This window comes from Methylomonas koyamae (assembly GCF_001644025.1).
GTDB lineage: Bacteria > Pseudomonadota > Gammaproteobacteria > Methylococcales > Methylomonadaceae > Methylomonas > Methylomonas koyamae_A.
In genome coordinates, this window is record NZ_LUUK01000197.1 from 38,964 (window position 1) to 56,458 (window position 17,495).

Consider the following 17,495-nt stretch of genomic DNA (forward strand, 5'->3'; position numbering starts at 1 on the left):
ATGCTTGGCGCCAGCCGCCTCCTGCATGTCGCAGTCGGCGTGATTCGCGGCGGCGACGGCCGCATCCTGATCGCCGAACGCGCCAAGACCGCTCACCAGGGCGGACTTTGGGAGTTTCCGGGCGGTAAGGTCGAAGCCGGCGAAACGGTGCTGGAAGCCTTGTGTCGCGAGTTGTACGAAGAAGTCGGCATCCGCGTTGCCGACGCTACACCTCTGATCAAAATCGCTCACGATTACGGCGACCGCCAGGTGTTGCTCGATGTGTGGGATATTCGGCGATTCGAAGGTCAAGCCCACGGCCGCGAAGGTCAGGCCATGCAATGGGTCGCCGCCGAACGACTGAACGAATTCGCCTTTCCGGCCGCTAACCGCCCCATCATTGCCGCCGCGCGACTGCCCAGACACTATGCCATTCTGGAAGCCGCCACCCAACGACAAGCCTTGGACCGCTACCGCCTGTTGATCGACCAAGGCCTCCGGCTGATTCAAATCCGGCTGAAATCGCTGCCGACGGCCGAATTGGCCGCCACTCTGGAAGGCATCGCATCGGAAAGCAGCGGCACCGACACCACGTTGATGATCAACGCCGATCTGCCGATATCCGACGCCGGCTACGCTGGTTTGCACCTGAGCAGCCGGGCATTGCGCGCCTGCAAGGCTCGGCCGGCCGGCTATCGCTGGGTCGCTGCGTCGTGCCACGATTTGGCCGAGCTGCGCTTGGCGGAAGATTTGGGCTTGGATTTCGCGGTGCTGGCACCGGTCCAACCGACCTCCTCGCATCCGGGTGCTGCTGCGTTGGGTTGGGAACGCTTCGAAGCGTTGGTCGAGCGGGCCGGTTTACCGGTTTACGCGCTGGGCGGCTTGCAACGTGAAGATGGCGCCCGTGCCGCCCACGCCGGCGCGCAAGGCATCGCCGGCATCGGCGCGTTTTTGAACGCCGCTCAATCGCCGGGATAAGCGTCGTCGTCGGACGGGTCGTCGACTAGCGGTTCGCCTGGAATCTTATGGGCCTCGGTGGCCCAATCGCCCAAATCGATCAGCTTGCAACGCTCGGAACAGAAGGGCTTGAATGCTTCGGCGGCCACCCAGGCCACCGGTTTTCGACACGTGGGGCAAGCCACTGTCGTCGTGGAACGAGTGCTCATCAGAACATGCAGCGGGTCAATTGGAAATCGATATCGTCGAGAATTTGGTTGGGGCGGTTTTCGTCGGTGGACGGCTTCATGAAGCGAATGCTGAAACGGTGTTTGCCGCCGCTGATTTCGGCGAAACACGGCAAGGCGGCCGCAATGCCGACCCGCAGCAATTGCACCGGATGGCTTTTGTCCAACGCCAACTGAAAGAATCCAGCCTTGGCGACTTCCTGAGTCGGCACGTGGCTTTGACGAATGAAACCCAAGATCAGGTCTATCGCTATCCGGATCGCAACGAAAGGCTGGGTCCAACGCTCCAGGTCCTTTTGTTGCTCGGCCTCGTCCTGCTCCAACCAATAATGAAACGCTGGCAGATCGAACGAACAACTGCCCCCCGGTATCGAGTTGCGCTGGGAAATGCTTTGAAACAAATCGCTTTCCATGACACTGATGCCGATCTTGCCGTTAGCGCTGTACAGGCTACGGCTGGCTTGGCTGACCTCAGCCAAAATCTCCTGGAGTTTTTCGCCGTCGACACCCTGGCTGTTGGCCAGCTGATTCAAAACCTTGGTATGCCTGTCCAGCTCCTTAAGCAATTCGGATTTTAGATCGCTACGGCTAAAGATGGTCAATATATCCAACAGGACGGAGATCGCGGCGCGTTTGTCGAACACCGAGGCGCCCAACATAAAGTGACTGAGTTGTTGAAAGAGCTGCTCCAAGCGCATAAACACACGAATTCGTTCATTCAGAGGGAATTCGTAGATGGTGAGTGTATTCAAGCCGTGGGTGTCCTAACAGAGGCTAATAAATTATAGGAATTGTGCAGGCTTTTAACTTGTTCTGCAAGCCGGTCGGGATCGCCGCCGTTGTCCAAAACGTCGTCGGCCCGCGCCAGGCGCGCCTCTCGGGAAAGCTGACTGGCGATAATCGCCCGCGCCTGATCGATTGCCAATCCGTCCCGAGCCAACACCCGTTGCAGTTGATTCTCCGGCGGGCAATCGACCACCAACACCCTATCCACCCGACGATCGCCATCGGTTTCCAGCAATAAGGGCACCGCGACGATGACGTAGGACCCAGTCAAACCCTCGACTTGTCTAGCGATTTCGGTATAGACCAAGGGATGCAATATGGCTTCCAAACGGCGCTTTTGCTCGGGATCGGCAAACACCTTGGCCCGCAATGCGGCTCGGTCCAGCGAGCCGTCGGCATGTAAAACCGCGCTTCCGAACGCCGCGACGATGTCTTGCAAGGCCGGCTGACCGGGTTCGACCAATTGCCGGGCAATCAGATCGGCATCGACGATGGGCACGTCCAGCGCCTCGAACAGCCGGCAAACCGTGGATTTGCCGCAGCCGATGCCGCCGGTCAAGCCGATCGTCAACATCAATTCAATCCGGCAAAATGCAGATACCAGCGGTTGATGTCGTCGCCCCACAGCATGGCGATCCAACCGGCCGCCGCCAGATAAGGCCCGAACGGAATCGGCTTGGACGCTTCGCGCCGCCCGGTCGCGATCATCGTCACGCCGACCAACGCGCCCAACAGCGACGACAGCAACACAATCTGCGGCAGATACTGCCAACCGAACCAGGCGCCAAGTAGGGCCAATAACTTGAAATCGCCGAAGCCCATCCCTTCCTTGCCGGTCAGCAGTTTGAAGCCCTGGTAAACGCTCCACAGTACCCAATAGCCAGCCGCCGCGCCGATGATCGCATCGCGCGGTTCGGCATAGACACCGAACAAACTCAGCAACAAACCCAGCCACAACATCGGCAAAGTGATGCTGTCGGGCAACAATTGATGGTCGAAATCAATGAAACTCAACGCAATCAAGCTCCAGGTCAACAACAAACCGAATGCCAACCCCAGCCCGAAGCCCAACTTCCAGGCCACCAGCGCGGAACACAGTCCGGTAAACGCCTCGACCAATGGATAGCGCCAAGCGATAGGGGTAGCGCAGTTCGCGCACCGGCCAGCCAACAGTAAATAGCTCAACACCGGAATGTTCTGATAGGCCTTGATCGGCGCGTTACAGGCCGGACAATGCGAAGCCGGCCACATCAGATTGAAAGCCTCGGTGGGCTCCGAATACGGCAGTTGTAAAAACTCGTGGCAATCGCGCCGCCAATCGCGTTGCAGCATCACCGGCAAACGGTAAATCACCACATTCAAGAAACTGCCGACCAGTAGACCTAGCAGTAGCGCCACGCCAATCAGCAGCGGCGGAAATTGTTCCAACATCGTCAGCATAAAATCTCGCGGAAATCCCGCCCGGCCAAACCGATCAGCGGAGGACGCCTACATCGCGGCGCCGAGCTTGAAGATGGGTAAATACATCGCGATGATCAAGCCGCCGACCAATACGCCCAAGATGGCCATGATGATCGGCTCCATCAGGCTGCTGAGGTTGTCGACCAGGTTGTCTACCTCTTCTTCGAAGAAATCCGCCACCTTATCCAACATCGCATCGATAGAGCCGGATTCCTCGCCGATGGCGACCATTTGCACCACCATATTCGGAAACATGCCGGTTTGTTCCAACGCCACCTTCAACTGCTGACCGGTGGATACTTCGTCGCGGACGCTCATTACCGCATCATGAAACAGAATATTGCCGCAAGCGCCGGCCACCGACACCAAGGCCTCGACCAGCGGCACGCCGGCCGCCGACATCGTCGATAGCGTGCGAGCAAAACGGGCGATCGCCGATTTTTCCAAAATCATGCCGACCACCGGAATCTTCAACAGCGTTCTATCGAGAAAATGGTTAAACGCCTGCGAGCGTTTCTTGAAGTAGACAAAGGTATAACCGCCGCCGCCGATCACCAGCAACACCGCCCACCACCATTCCTGTACCCAGGCAGACAAGCCGATCACGAATTGAGTGAAGGCCGGCAGGTCGGCGCCGAAACTTTTAAACAAGTCCTCGAACACCGGCACCACGAAAATCAGCAAAATCGCGGTCACGATGAAGGCAACCACCAACACCGCGACCGGGTAGGTCAGTGCCTTTTTGACCTTTTTCTTGATCGACTCGGTTTTTTCCTTGTAGGTGGCAATCTTGTCCAGCAAGGTTTCCAACACCCCGGCATGCTCGCCCGCGGCGACCAAATTGCAGAACAAATCGTCGAAATAGATAGGCCGTTTCGCCAAGGCCTGGGCCATGGTGTCGCCGCCTTCGATGTCGGCCTTGATCGCCAGCAACAGCTCGGCCATGCTGGGATTGTCGTGGCCGCGGCCGATAATGTCGAAGGACTGCACCAGCGGCACGCCGGCTTCCAACATCGTCGCCAACTGTCTGGCAAATATCGCGATATCCGCGCTGGTGATTTTCTGCACCTTGGCGCCGAATAGCGGCTTAGCCTTGCGCTTGATGCCGACGACGCGTATCCCCATCCGCCGCAGCTCGGTTCGGGCAATCACTTCGCTTTTGGCCATGATCGTACCCTTGGTTTTTTTGTTTTGCTTATCGAAACCGTCCCAATTGAACTCGATTTGCTCGTCTTGCTTTGCCATGTTTATTCCTTGGTGACGCGGTCGATTTCTTCGAGCGACGTAATACCCTGCCGTATTTTTAATAAGCCGGAAGCCCTAAGGTCGTTGATGCCTTCGGTTTTGGACAGCGCGGCCATGTCCATGGCATTGCCGCCACGCAAAATCAACGCGCGCATCGCTTCGCTGATCGGCATCACCTGATAGATACCCACCCGCCCCTTGTAGCCATTGTTGCAATGCTCGCAACCGACCGGTTCGTAAATTTTGAAGGTGCCGATTTCTTCCTTACTAAAGCCGGCCGACAACCAGATGTTTTCCGGAAAGTCGGCCTCCTTCTTGCAATGCTCGCAAAGCCGCCGCGCCAAGCGCTGGGCCATGATCAGATTCACCGCCGACACGATATTGAACGGCTCTATCCCCATCTGCACCAAGCGATTGATGGTTTGCGGCGCGTCGTTGGTGTGGAGGGTCGACAATACCAAGTGACCGGTTTGCGCTGCCTTGACCGCGATGCTGGCGGTTTCCAGGTCGCGGATCTCGCCGACCATGATGATATCCGGGTCTTGCCTCAAAAAAGCCCGCAAGGCTTCGGCGAAGGTCAAGCCGGCTTTGGCATTGACGTTGACCTGATTGATACCTTCGACCGTGATCTCGACCGGATCTTCGGCGGTCGAAATGTTCCGCTCGACGCTGTTCAGAATGTTCAAGCCGGTGTACAGCGACACCGTCTTACCGCTACCGGTTGGCCCGGTCACCAACACCATCCCGTAGGGCCGGTGAATGGCGTCCAAAAAGTTTTTTTGTTGAACAGGCTCGAAACCCAATTTTTCGATACCGATCTGGGCGCTGGTGGGATCGAGTATCCGCATCACCACTTTTTCGCCGAACAGCGTCGGACAGGTATTCACCCGGAAATCGATGGCCCGATTCTTGGAAATTTGCATTTTGATCCGGCCGTCCTGGGGCACCCGCCGCTCGGCGATGTCCATTTTCGACATGACCTTGATCCGGGATATGATCCGATTGGCAATACCGACCGGCGGACTGGCGACTTCGGACAAAATGCCGTCGGCCCGAAACCGGATCCGGAACTTCTTCTCGAACGGCTCCATGTGAATATCCGAAACGCCGCGCTTGATCGAATCGAGCAGAATTTTGTTGACGAAACGGACGATGGGCGCATCGTCGATGTCCGAACCGCCGACTTCCTCGGCCGGCTTGGCTTCGTCGCCGGCGGAGATATCGATGTTGTCCAGGTCGTCGTCGAGCAAATCCTTCATTGATGTATCGGCCGCTTCCAGCGCGGTATCGATCATCTTCATCAATTTGTCTTCTTCGACCAGAATGTTCTCGGTATTGTGCCGAGTATGGAACTTGATCTCGTCCAGCGCCTGGAAATTGGTCGGATCGGCGGTGGCGACGAACAAGCGGTTACCGCGTTTGAACAGTGGCAGAGCGTGATGTTGGCGGATCAGCTTTTCGCTGACCATTTTGATAGGCAACGACGCCACATCTATCGCATCCAAATCGAAAAACGGCACGCCGAACTCGGCGGAAGCGATGGAGGCCACGGTCCGACTGTCGAGCACTTTATGCTCGACCAGATAACTGACGAAGGCTTGCTTGCGTTTTTGGGCTTCTTGCAGATAGGCGGCGGCAGTCTCTTCAGTCAACAGGCCTTTTTGGATCAGGCACTTGGCCAAGCCGCTGAAATGAATATTGGAAGGAGCTGTCGCCATGAAATCGAGTCGGGAATGGATTTACTGGAAGTTTAGGCTGCAACTATAGATGATGTAAGGATTTAATCCAAACTCCACGTCGCGCCTAAATCGACTCCGCAGGCATCGGCACTGCCGGCCCGACTGGCCGGCAGTGCCTAAAGAGCCTTAAACTTCGTGGTAAATTGCCGCGCCTTCCTTCAGGAATTGCTCGGACTTTTCTTCCATGCCTTTTTTCAGCGCCTCTTCTTCTTCCAGGCCTTTTTGCTCGGCGTAGTTGCGCACGTCCTGGGTGATTTTCATCGAGCAGAAATGCGGGCCACACATCGAACAGAAGTGAGCAACCTTGGCCGATTCCTTGGGTAAGGTTTCGTCGTGGAAGGAGCGGGCTTTTTCCGGGTCCAGCGCCAGGTTGAACTGGTCTTCCCAGCGGAATTCGAAACGGGCCTTGGACATGGCGTTGTCGCGAATTTGCGCGCCGGGGTGGCCTTTGGCCAAGTCGGCGGCATGCGCGGCGATTTTGTAGGTGACGATGCCTTCGCGGACGTCCTGTTTGTTGGGCAGGCCCAGGTGTTCTTTCTGAGTCACATAGCACAGCATCGCGCAGCCGTACCAGCCGATGTTGGCGGCGCCGATCGCCGAGGTGATGTGGTCGTAGCCGGGAGCGATGTCGGTGGTCAGCGGGCCCAGGGTATAGAACGGCGCCTCGAAGCAGTCTTCCAGCTGTTTGTCCATGTTGACTTTGATCATTTGCAGCGGCACGTGACCGGGACCTTCGATCATGGTTTGCACGTCGTGTTTCCAGGCGATCTGGGTCAGTTCGCCCAGGGTTTCCAGCTCGCCGAATTGCGCAGCGTCGTTGGCGTCGTAGATCGAGCCCGGACGCAAGCCGTCGCCCAAGGAGAACGACACGTCGTAGGCCTTCATGATTTCGCAGATTTCTTCGAAATGGGTGTAAAGGAAGCTCTCGGTGTGGTGCGCCAAACACCATTTGGCCATGATCGAGCCGCCGCGCGAAACAATGCCGGTCAAACGCTTGGCGGTCAACGGTACGTGCTGCAGGCGCACACCTGCGTGTATCGTGAAGTAATCCACGCCTTGTTCGGCCTGCTCGATCAGCGTATCGCGGAAGATTTCCCAGGTCAGTTCTTCGGCCTTGCCGTCGACTTTTTCCAGCGCCTGGTAGATAGGCACGGTGCCGATCGGTACCGGCGAGTTACGCAAGATCCATTCGCGGGTTTCGTGGATGTTCTTGCCGGTGGACAAGTCCATGATGGTATCGGCACCCCAACGGATGCCCCACAGCATTTTCTCGACTTCTTCCTCGATCGAAGACGTGATCGCCGAGTTGCCCAAGTTACCGTTGATCTTGACCAAAAAGTTGCGGCCTATGATCATCGGCTCCAATTCCGGGTGGTTGATGTTGGCCGGAATGATGGCGCGGCCCCTGGCGACTTCGGAACGCACGAATTCGGGCGTGATGAAGGACTGAATATTGGCGCCATAGGAAAAGCCCGGATGCTGGCCTTGGTAACGGTCGCGCATCGCTTCCAGGTTCTGGTTCTCGCGGATCGCGATGTATTCCATTTCCGGCGTGATGATGCCTTTGCGGGCATAATGCATCTGTGAAACGTTGTGGCCGGCTTTGGCGCGGCGCGGATTGCGGGTTAGCTCGAAACGCAGGTGCGCGGTTTTGGGGTCGTGCAAACGTTCATGGCCGAATTTGGAGGTTGGTCCGCTCAGCAATTCGGTATCGCCGCGTTCTGCTATCCATAATCCGCGTACCGAGTTCAAGCCTTGGTGCAGGTTAATGTCGACGTTGGGGTCGGTGTAAGGGCCGGAAGTGTCGTAGACGAAGATCGGCGGATTCTTCTCGGCGCCGAAATGCGCCGGGGTATCCGACAGGTTGATCTGGCGCATCGGTACTTGCATATCGGGTCGGCTGCCGGCGATATAGACTTTTTCCGAAGCCGGGTAGGAATCGATCCGGATGCTACTGCCGGTATCGGTCGTAATTTCGTTGCGGACAGCGCTCATGCTTATCTCCAAAAATCAGAATAAATCGCGAGCGCAGGGAAAAGATTTGGGCTTTCCTACGCCGGCATTAACCGGTTCAGGTTCGAAGGGTTTTTCTCAGCTTTCCGGATTAAAGTTTCGACGGAAAGCACCCCTAGCCTTTCAGGTGGTCGCTTACGGTATATGATTATGTTTGGAAATGCAAGTCCGCCAAGGACTAATCCCAACACAAAAAGCTTATAAAACAATGGGTTTTAGCCTTTTGCACCCAACAAGCCAGCTAAATTTAACCGCCTCGATGACTTCGCCCGAAACGCCTCACGACAAGCTGGCCAGCCACTTCGCCGACTTCCTGACCTCGCGCAGCGTTGTCTCAAGCGCCGACAACACCCGCCTTTACGCGCTGGCGAAAACGCTGGCCGAACAACAAGCCGCCGGCCATAGCTGTATCGAGCTGGACCCGGCCGACGCCAATTTGCTGCTGGCGTCCGGCCTAGCCTCAAATAACGCATTGACGCCGTTGATCGTTGAATCCCAGCGTCTCTACCTGCGCCGATATTGGCAGTACGAATCCCGACTGGCCATGCAACTGGCAACGCTCGCCGCCATTCAATTCGACATACTCGACCCGGAACCCGCGCTGGCGCGGCATTTCCCGACGGACCGACAGGAGTCCGACGCGCAGCAACAGGCGGCGCGCGCGGCGTTAACCCAAGCATTGACGGTCGTCACCGGCGGACCCGGCACCGGCAAGACCACCACGGTTTTGAAAATCCTCGCCTTATTGCTGGAACTGAACCCAAACCCGCCATTCATCGCCTTGGCGGCGCCGACCGGCAAGGCGGCGATGCGTCTGCAACAAACAATCGTTGCCAATAAAGCCCATCTGAATTGCCCGGAAACGATCAAACAAGCCGTACCGGAAAGCGCCTGCACACTACACCGCCTACTCGGCGCCAAACCGCCATCCCCGTACTTCCGTCACAATGCCGACTTCCCGCTACCCTACGACGTGGTCGTAGTCGACGAAACGTCGATGGTCGACCTCGCCTTAATGAGCAAACTGGTCGACGCGCTAAAACCGGGCGCGCGCCTGATTCTGCTCGGCGACAAGGACCAACTCGCGTCGGTCGAAGCCGGCGCGGTGTTGGCGGACATTGCTCGCGGACTACCGGAGCAAACCGTCGAGCTGCGCCACTCGCACCGTTTTCAAGGGCAAATCAAGGCGCTGGCCGAGGCCGTCCATCGCGGCGACGCCGAACAAGCCTGGCAATTGCTGCTGACCGGCGACGACGCGATCCACCGACTAAAACACGACGCGATCAGCTATATCGGCGAGCGCTATCGCCGCTATTTCGAACTGATAGCGGCCGGGGCCGGGCTGAACGAAATCTTCACCGAGTTCCAGCGTTTCCAGGTGCTATGCGCCAATCAACAAGGTCCGTACGGGGCAGAAGACATCAACCGTCGCGTGGAACGCGCCGCCGCCCAAGCATGGCCGCAGAGCATCGGCCATACCTGGTACCCCGGCAGGCCAGTGATGATTTCCCGCAACCACGCGGCTACCCAACTATACAACGGCGATATCGGCATCTGCCTGCCGGACCCCGCCGACGGCCAACCGCGCGTCTATTTTCCGGACCGTGACGGATTTCGCGGTCTGCGCCCTGCTCGGCTGCCCGCGTGCGAAACGGTTTACGCAATGACCATTCATAAAAGCCAGGGCTCCGAGTTCGACGAGGCAATGCTGGTACTGCCGGAACGCGCCAATCCGGTGCTCAGCAGGGAATTGCTGTACACCGGCATCACCCGGGCGAAACACCGAGTAAGCGTGTTCGCCGAGCGCGACATCTTCGAAACCTGCGTCGCCCGCCCAAGCGTCAGACACAGCGGCTTGGGCGAAAAGCTAATCGCGACCGGGAGCCAAGCATGAAAACGACCAAAAAACGCTGCAAACAACTATTGAGAGACATTGAGGGACAAGCCGGCGAATTGGCGATGCTGACCGACGGGCTGAGCTTGCTGAGCGAACTCCACACTCTGGCGCGGCGGGTCTTGGAATTGGCGAACACACTGACCTTGCAAACCGAAGATCTGAAGAAGAAACACTACCTAAGCGCGCTAATCTCGTCCGAGGCCTTAGGCGAACTGGCCGAAATCGCCGACACCGACGCCGCCAGCCAACTCGAAGACCGGCTGTTTGCGGCAAACGCGGACTCGCCGGTGGCAAGCGACCGATTTTTTCAGGAGTTATTGGAGAAAATCGACGCGCGTTTCGCGCGTCTGACCGATGCGATACAGGATTTACTACATCTGGCCGAGCTGGATCCAGACCGGGAAGACGATTAGAAGGCTATCCCCGTCCGGAATAGCCGTACGGCCTGACTGGGACAGCCCGCCCTCAAAACCAGGCCAACAACCGAAAAACTAGCAGCCGGAAAGATTCATCGCCGCGCAACCTTAATGACTGCGCTGCACCGAGAAATGAGCCAAGGCTTCCAAAGCGCGCTTGTAGTCCGAATCCGGCAAGCATTGCAGCGCCTCAATGGCGGCCGCGGCGGCTCGATCCGCGCAACGCTCGGTGTATTCGATCGCGTTCGTAGCCTTGACGACTTCGTAAACTTCATTGAAAGCGTCCCGAGAGCCCTGCCGAATCGCATCTACCACCACTTTGGCCTGACGCTCGTCGCCATGTTGAATTGCGTAGATCAGCGGCAAGGTCGGTTTACCCTCCGCCAAATCGTCGCCCAGGTTTTTACCCAGTTCCTCACTGTTAGCCTTGTAGTCCAGTGCATCGTCGATCAATTGAAATGCCACGCCCAATTGTTGCCCATAGACCGCCAAGCCGTTTTCGACGACAGCGTCGGCGGCCGAAACCACCGCCGCCAACCGAGTCGCCGTGCTGAACAGGATCGCGGTTTTGCGGGCAATCACTTCGAGATATTTAGCTTCGCTGGTTTCGGGATTGTTGCAATTCAACAGTTGCAACACTTCGCCCTCGGCGATAGCCGTGGTAGTTTTGGACATGATGTCCATCACCCGCATGTTGTTGGTGCGGACCATCATTTCGAACGCACTCGAATACAGATAATCCCCGACCAAAACGCTGGCGGCATTACCCCAGACCGCGTTGGCGGACTCCTTGCCGCGTCGCATCGCCGATTCGTCGACAACGTCGTCATGCAATAGCGTCGCGGTATGGATAAATTCGATGACCGCCGCCAGTGTCAAGTGATGATCGCCAACCTCGCCCAACGCCTTCGCGGCCAACAACAACAACATAGGCCGCAAACGCTTACCGCCGTTACCTATGATGTAATGCCCGATTTGATTGATCAGGACGACATCCGAACTTAATTCTTGCAAAATTAAGCGGTCGACAGCTTGAGACTCCTCGCTGGTCAAATTTTTGATCGAATCAAAATCTATGGCACCGCTAGTCGGCGCTGAATCTGTGGCTATCATGGAAAGAGTCTGAACGCTGATCACTACGGCAAATTTTGTCTGGTTAGCCGGTCATGCTATGAATAATACCGAATAGTGTCAATAGTACCAGTCCGAACATGGCTTTAAACCGTTAGTGCTAAAAGCATTTTTTGTTTGACGTAACTTGCCTCCAAACATATAATCCGCTGTTCACTATTAACAGTTTATGCTTGATGGAGCTTACGCCGATGTATGCGGTAATTCAAACAGGTGGCAAACAGTACCGTGTCGCAGAAGGTACTACCTTAAAAATCGAAAAACTGGAACTAGGCGCGGGCGACAGCGTGGAGTTCGACAAGGTATTGATGGTTCAATCAGGCGACTCTGTAAAAGTTGGTCAGCCTTACGTTGAAGGCGGAAAGGTCACCGCAACCGTGGTTTCTCAAGGTCGCCACAAAAAAGTCCGTATCATCAAATTCAGAAGACGCAAGCACCACATGAAAAAACAGGGGCATCGTCAATATTACACGGAAGTCCAGATCACTGGTATTTCCGCATAACATTCACAGAGGTTAGATCATGGCTCACAAGAAGGCAGGCGGTAGTACCCGCAACGGTCGCGATTCCAATGCACAACGCCTGGGCGTCAAACGTTTTGGCGGCCAAGTGGTTAAAGCGGGCAACATTCTGGTTCGCCAACGCGGCACTCAATTTCACCCTGGCACCAATGTCGGCATCGGTAAAGACCACACCTTGTTCGCGACCGCGGACGGCAAAGTGGTTTTTGAAGAAAAAGGCCCGAAAAACCGCAAATACGTTAGCATCGCAGCAGCGTAACATCGCCAGCAGTGCTGCAAGGCACCACTGAAAGGAAAAGCCTCGTTGTTTAGCGGGGCTTTTTTGTTTATACCGGTACATTATGAGATTTGTTGACGAAGCGGAAATCCGCGTGGAAGCAGGCGACGGCGGCAACGGCAAGGCGTCGTTCCGCCGAGAAAAATATATTCCGTTGGGCGGCCCCGACGGCGGCGACGGCGGCGACGGCGGCAGCGTTTATCTGGTGGCCACGGAGAACGTTAACACCCTGGTGGACTTTCGCTATCACTCGGTGCACCGCGCCCAACGCGGCCAAAACGGCGGCAGCCGCGACTGCACGGGTAAAAAAGGCGATGATTGCTTCGTCCCGGTACCGCCCGGCACGATCGTTTACGAAGCCGACACCGGCGAGAAAATCGGCGACCTAACCAAGCCCGGCCAACAACTTCTGGTTGCCAAGGGCGGCTTTCACGGCTTGGGGAACACCCGCTTCAAAAGCAGCATCAACCGCGCGCCTCAGCAAACCAGCAAGGGGACGCCGGGCGAACACCGCATGCTGCGTCTGGAATTGATGGTGATTGCCGACGTGGGCCTGCTCGGCATGCCCAATGCCGGCAAATCCAGCCTGATTCGGGCCGTCTCGTCGGCGCGCCCGAAAGTAGCCGACTATCCGTTCACGACGCTACATCCCAATTTGGGCGTCGTTCGGGTCGACGACATGCGCAGCTTCGTGATCGCCGATATTCCGGGCGTCATCGAAGGCGCGGCCGAGGGCGCCGGGCTAGGCCTGCAGTTTCTAAAGCACTTGTCGCGTACCGGCCTGCTGCTGCACATCCTCGACATTGCCCCCTACCAGAGCGACGAAACACCGGTTTCCGCCGCCCGGAAAATCATTGCCGAAGTCGAAAAATGGAGCGACGAACTGGCCGAAAAGCCGCGCTGGCTGGTACTGAACAAAATCGACAACGTCCCGGACGACGAGCTCGACGCCCACTGTCAAGCCATCCTCGACGAACTGGACTGGGATGGCCCGGTATACAAGATTTCCGCGCTGAAAAACCAGGGCACCCAAGAACTGATGTACGCGATCATGGATTTTCTGGAAGCGCAACGCAATTCGCTGGAGCCCATCGCCGATGAGCCGGTCTGATTTCTCTAAAGCTAAACGCGTCGTCGTCAAAATCGGCAGCTCGCTGCTGACCGACGGCGGCCGCGGCCTAAACAAGCCCGCGATCGCCGGCTGGGTCGAGCAAATGGCGGCGCTGCGCAAACACGATGTCGACGTGGTATTGGTCTCGTCAGGATCGGTGGCGGAAGGCATGAGCCGCCTGAAATTAAAAACCCGTCCGAAAACGCTGCACGAACTGCAAGCCGCCGCCTCGGTCGGCCAGATGGGCCTGGTGCGCCGCTTCGAAGACGAATTCCAGACTCACGGCCTGCTGGCGGCCCAGGTCTTGCTGACCCACGACGACCTATCCGACCGGCAACGTTACCTCAATGCCCGCAGCACCTTGCTAACCCTGTTGGATTTCGGCGTTGTTCCGGTCATCAACGAAAACGACGCGGTGGCCACCGAAGAGATCCGTTTCGGCGACAACGACACCCTGGGCGCGCTGGTCGCCAATCTGGTCGAAGCCGATTTGCTATTGCTATTGACCGACCAGCTTGGTCTGTTCGACGCCAATCCCAGCCTGAATCCCGCCGCCCAATTGATTTCCGAAATCAGCGTCAACGAAAGCCTGCTCGACGAAGTGGCCGGCGGTAGCATTAGCGGCCTAGGACGCGGCGGCATGTTCACCAAGGTTCGCGCCGCCCGGTTGGCGGCCAGATCCGGCGCCGCCACCGTCATCGTCTCTGGCAAGCTGGAGCAAGTCGTCAATCGCGTGTTTGCCGGCGAAGCGCTCGGCACCTATATGATACCGAACATCGCCCCGCTGGCGGCCCGCAAGCAATGGCTGGCCGGGCAATTGCAGCTCAAAGGCAGCGTTACGCTGGACGACGGCGCCGTCAAAATTCTGAAAGCCGCCGGCAAAAGTTTGCTGGCCGTCGGTGTCAAGACGGTGAGTGGCTCATTCCAACGCGGCGACTTGGTATCTTGCCTGGACGCCCACGGCCAGGAAATTGCCCGCGGCCTGATCAACTACGGCGCCGACGATGCCGCCAAAATCGCCGGCAAACCCAGCAGCGAGTTCGAGGCCTTGCTGGGCTATGCCGATGACGACGAACTCATCCACCGGGACAATCTAGTACTGGTCTAGCCGGCCCGAGCTCCGGATCAAGTATTCTGAATCACGATATTCGGGAATCGGCCGCTGAAATCCTTGGCTCTCAGCGCCAGTTTCGCGGCCATTTTGCGGGCGATGGCCTTGTAGATTTGCGCCGGCCGCCCGTCCGGATCGGCAACTACCGTCGGTCGGCCACTGTCGGCAAACTCCCGGATTTTAATATCCAACGGTAACGCACCCAACAGATCCACCCCGTTTTTGGCGGCCATCGCCACGCCGCCGCCTTGACCGAAAATAGCCTCTTCGTGACCGCAGTTGCTGCAAATATGCAGACTCATGTTTTCGACCAATCCCAGTATCGGAACGTTGACCTTTTCGAACATGCCCAAGCCACGCTGAGCGTCTATCAACGCAATGTCTTGCGGCGTGGTCACGATGACCGCGCCGCTGACCGGAATCTGCTGAGCCAGCGTCAATTGAATGTCGCCGGTACCCGGCGGCAAATCGATGATCAAATAATCGATGTCGTGCCACTGCGTCTGCCCCAACAACTGCTGCAGAGCGCCGGTTACCATCGGGCCGCGCCAAATCATCGGTTGATCGGGATCGACCAGATAACCGATCGACATGGTCTGGACGCCGAAAGACAACTTGGGTTGCAATATCTTGCCGTCCTCGCTGTCCGGCTGACCGGACAAACCCAGCATGGTAGGAATGCTGGGGCCGTATATATCGGCATCCAAAATACCGACCTGAGCGCCTTCGGCCGCCAACGCCAAGGCGAGATTCACCGAGGTCGTCGATTTACCGACGCCTCCCTTGCCCGACGCCACCGCGATAATATTTTTCACATTCGGCAAGGGCTTCAAGGTCTTTTGCACGGCGTGCGACACAATCTTGAAGGACACTTCGACCTCCAGCTTCCCAAGCCCCGGCAACGCGCGCAAGCGTTGCTCCAACTCGGCGCGCAGCTCGCCAACGTAACTCTTGGCCGGATAGCCCACTTCGACGACGACGCTGACCGCGTCGCCGTCCACCGTAATCTTCTTGACGGCCTTAGCCGACACCAAATCGGTCTCGACATTCGGGTCAATGAAATTTTTCAATATATTTTCGACAGCCGCTTTTTCAATAGCCATTCACAACTCCTACAATAAGCCAATAACCAAGCAAAATAGTGGGGGAAGATACCATCTTCCGGGAAGCCAAGAAACCCGGACAACCAAATCCACGGGCTTTCTTGCCAGGCCGCGTCAAACGCGCTACTCTCCGGGCGGAAACAACCATCCGACGCCCCAGTCCCGTCACCGTCATGATCGCCTTAACCCGTCCGCCTATCCGCCATTCCCCGGTCCACTCTCCGTTGCTTATACCATTCGCGCTGATACTGGCGTCGTTGCTAAGCGGCTGCCAAACCTTAGCCTTCTTTTCCGAGCCACAATCGGAAAAAGTCACCTGGACGGTCAAACCCAACGAAGTCGTCGAGACTCACCAATTCAGCCTCTCCGCCGACTTGAACATCGTCGGAGGCCTGGCCACTCTCTCCAGCCGGGAAAACGATACGCTCTCGGACATTGCTCGCCATTACGGCCTGGGATACAACGACATTACCCTCGCCAATCCCGGCCTGGATCCCTGGAGCTTACAGAACGACAGCACGATATTGCTGCCCTTGCAATTCATAATCCCCGACGCGCCGCGCCAAGGCATCGTATTGAACCTGGCCAACATGCGCATGTTTTACTTTCCGAACACCCGATCGGTCTTGACCTATCCGGTCGGCATCGGACGAGAAGGCTGGAATACACCGCTGGGTCAGACGCAAATCGTCGCCAAGAAAGCCAATCCGGCCTGGACCGTGCCGGAATCGATCCAACGCGAACACCAGGCGCTGGGCGACCCTCTCCCCAAAGTCATCCGCTCCGGCCCGGACAATCCTCTCGGCTATTACGCAATGCCGCTGGGCTTTAAGGGCTATTTGATACACGGAACCAACAAGCCCTACGGGATCGGCATGCAAGTCAGCCACGGCTGCGTACAGCTCTACCCGGAGGACGTGGAAAACCTGTTCAAGCAAGTCGACATAGGCACACCAGTACGCATCGTCCACCAACCCTTCTTAGCCGCCTGGGCGGGAGACACGCTGTATCTGGAGGCCCACCAACCGTTGGATAAATGGGAAAAGCAACGCAAGCAACTGGAAAAAGACCTGCGCGGCAAATTGAAGCAGCTCGCCGCGGAACGGCAAGCCACACTGGATTGGCCCAAGGTGGAAGCCACGCTCAAGCGCGCCGACGGCGTGCCGACACCAGTACTCGTCAACAGTCCGAACCTTGCCGAACTAAGCGCCGCCGCGCCGCAGCTCGAACATCCGGAACGACTGTTCGGCCAACCGGAAATCGGCGAACTGGACGCCGACGCCTGGTCGACGATCATCGCCGATGTGTTCCAGAGCGAAACCGAAGCGCAAAAGCTGGCGGCCATGCTCAATCACCAAGGCCCGCCGATCCCGGCCCGCAAGATTGCCAGCAACGGCAATTACCGCGTCTTGGCCGGGCCTTTCAAAACCAAGTCCGAAGCCAGGGCGGCGGCAAAACGCATCAAACAGAACTTCGATATCGACGCGATGCCGCAAGCACCTTCGGCAAACTAAGCCGCCG

At 57.3% G+C, this 17,495-nt stretch carries 17 protein-coding genes and 1 riboswitch; of the genes, 8 read left to right on the forward strand and 9 right to left on the reverse strand.

Annotated elements, in window-relative coordinates; translation table 11 throughout:
* A complete protein-coding gene (locus A1355_RS19375; RefSeq protein WP_064030929.1) occupies positions 1-957 on the forward strand; it encodes a Nudix family hydrolase in 957 nt (318 codons plus the stop codon).
* Here the strand turns inward: A1355_RS19375 and yacG are convergent.
* The 7 genes from yacG to thiC all read right to left on the reverse strand — a co-directional run bounded on the left by yacG (position 942) and on the right by thiC (position 8,389).
* Positions 942-1,145 (reverse strand): DNA gyrase inhibitor YacG, encoded by a 204-nt coding sequence (yacG, locus tag A1355_RS19380; RefSeq protein WP_064030930.1) that lies wholly within the window; start codon positions 1,143-1,145, stop codon positions 942-944. The genes A1355_RS19375 and yacG overlap by 16 nt on opposite strands.
* Positions 1,145-1,915 carry a cell division protein ZapD gene (zapD, locus tag A1355_RS19385; protein WP_082885650.1) on the reverse strand — a complete coding sequence of 257 codons (771 nt, stop codon included), beginning with the start codon at positions 1,913-1,915 and terminating at the stop codon, positions 1,145-1,147. The genes yacG and zapD overlap by 1 nt, the downstream gene beginning before the upstream one ends.
* On the reverse strand, positions 1,912-2,523 hold the full coding sequence (gene coaE / locus A1355_RS19390; protein ID WP_064030932.1) for a dephospho-CoA kinase: 612 nt from the start codon (positions 2,521-2,523) through the stop codon (positions 1,912-1,914). The genes zapD and coaE overlap by 4 nt, the downstream gene beginning before the upstream one ends.
* The gene (locus A1355_RS19395) at positions 2,523-3,389 is read right to left on the reverse strand and encodes a prepilin peptidase (RefSeq protein ID WP_064030933.1); all 867 of its coding nucleotides are present in this window, start codon (positions 3,387-3,389) and stop codon (positions 2,523-2,525) included. Before A1355_RS19395 ends, coaE begins: the two co-directional genes overlap by 1 nt.
* Positions 3,390-3,437: 48 nt before the next feature.
* Positions 3,438-4,655 (reverse strand): type II secretion system F family protein, encoded by a 1,218-nt coding sequence (locus A1355_RS19400; protein ID WP_064030934.1) that lies wholly within the window; start codon positions 4,653-4,655, stop codon positions 3,438-3,440.
* Positions 4,656-4,657: 2 nt separating this feature from the next.
* The gene (gene pilB, locus A1355_RS19405; RefSeq protein WP_064030935.1) at positions 4,658-6,373 is read right to left on the reverse strand and encodes a type IV-A pilus assembly ATPase PilB; all 1,716 of its coding nucleotides are present in this window, start codon (positions 6,371-6,373) and stop codon (positions 4,658-4,660) included.
* Between the two features lie 147 nt (positions 6,374-6,520).
* Positions 6,521-8,389, reverse strand: a complete 1,869-nt coding sequence (gene thiC, locus A1355_RS19410) for a phosphomethylpyrimidine synthase ThiC (protein WP_064030936.1) — start codon at positions 8,387-8,389, stop codon at positions 6,521-6,523.
* Positions 8,390-8,425: 36 nt separating this feature from the next.
* Positions 8,426-8,534: riboswitch (TPP riboswitch) on the reverse strand.
* Between the two features lie 132 nt (positions 8,535-8,666).
* Between thiC and recD the strand changes: the two genes are divergently transcribed.
* Together recD and A1355_RS19420 are read left to right on the forward strand one after the other, a co-directional pair.
* Complete coding sequence (gene recD / locus A1355_RS19415) at positions 8,667-10,301, forward strand: exodeoxyribonuclease V subunit alpha (protein ID WP_064030937.1); 1,635 nt, start codon at positions 8,667-8,669, stop codon at positions 10,299-10,301.
* Entirely contained in the window at positions 10,298-10,717 is a 420-nt protein-coding gene (locus A1355_RS19420) for a hypothetical protein (RefSeq protein WP_064030938.1), read from the forward strand. The genes recD and A1355_RS19420 overlap by 4 nt, the downstream gene beginning before the upstream one ends.
* A gap of 111 nt (positions 10,718-10,828) precedes the next feature.
* Here A1355_RS19420 and ispB read toward each other — a convergent pair whose 3' ends face one another.
* Positions 10,829-11,833 carry an octaprenyl diphosphate synthase gene (ispB, locus tag A1355_RS19425; protein WP_064030939.1) on the reverse strand — a complete coding sequence of 335 codons (1,005 nt, stop codon included), beginning with the start codon at positions 11,831-11,833 and terminating at the stop codon, positions 10,829-10,831.
* Positions 11,834-12,042: 209 nt separating this feature from the next.
* Between ispB and rplU the strand changes: the two genes are divergently transcribed.
* From rplU to proB, 4 genes are all read left to right on the forward strand, one after another.
* A complete protein-coding gene (gene rplU, locus A1355_RS19430) occupies positions 12,043-12,354 on the forward strand; it encodes a 50S ribosomal protein L21 (RefSeq protein ID WP_064030963.1) in 312 nt (103 codons plus the stop codon).
* Positions 12,355-12,373: 19 nt separating this feature from the next.
* A complete protein-coding gene (rpmA, locus tag A1355_RS19435; RefSeq protein ID WP_064030940.1) occupies positions 12,374-12,631 on the forward strand; it encodes a 50S ribosomal protein L27 in 258 nt (85 codons plus the stop codon).
* An 82-nt stretch (positions 12,632-12,713) separates the two neighbouring features.
* Positions 12,714-13,760 carry an Obg family GTPase CgtA gene (cgtA, locus tag A1355_RS19440; protein WP_064030941.1) on the forward strand — a complete coding sequence of 349 codons (1,047 nt, stop codon included), beginning with the start codon at positions 12,714-12,716 and terminating at the stop codon, positions 13,758-13,760.
* On the forward strand, positions 13,747-14,868 hold the full coding sequence (gene proB / locus A1355_RS19445) for a glutamate 5-kinase (protein ID WP_064030942.1): 1,122 nt from the start codon (positions 13,747-13,749) through the stop codon (positions 14,866-14,868). The genes cgtA and proB overlap by 14 nt, the downstream gene beginning before the upstream one ends.
* A gap of 17 nt (positions 14,869-14,885) precedes the next feature.
* Here proB and apbC read toward each other — a convergent pair whose 3' ends face one another.
* On the reverse strand, positions 14,886-15,974 hold the full coding sequence (gene apbC, locus A1355_RS19450; protein WP_064030943.1) for an iron-sulfur cluster carrier protein ApbC: 1,089 nt from the start codon (positions 15,972-15,974) through the stop codon (positions 14,886-14,888).
* A 224-nt stretch (positions 15,975-16,198) separates the two neighbouring features.
* On the opposite strand from apbC, the gene A1355_RS19455 reads away from it, so the two are divergent.
* Complete coding sequence (locus A1355_RS19455) at positions 16,199-17,488, forward strand: L,D-transpeptidase family protein (protein ID WP_231883731.1); 1,290 nt, start codon at positions 16,199-16,201, stop codon at positions 17,486-17,488.
* Positions 17,489-17,495: the final 7 nt, after the last annotated feature.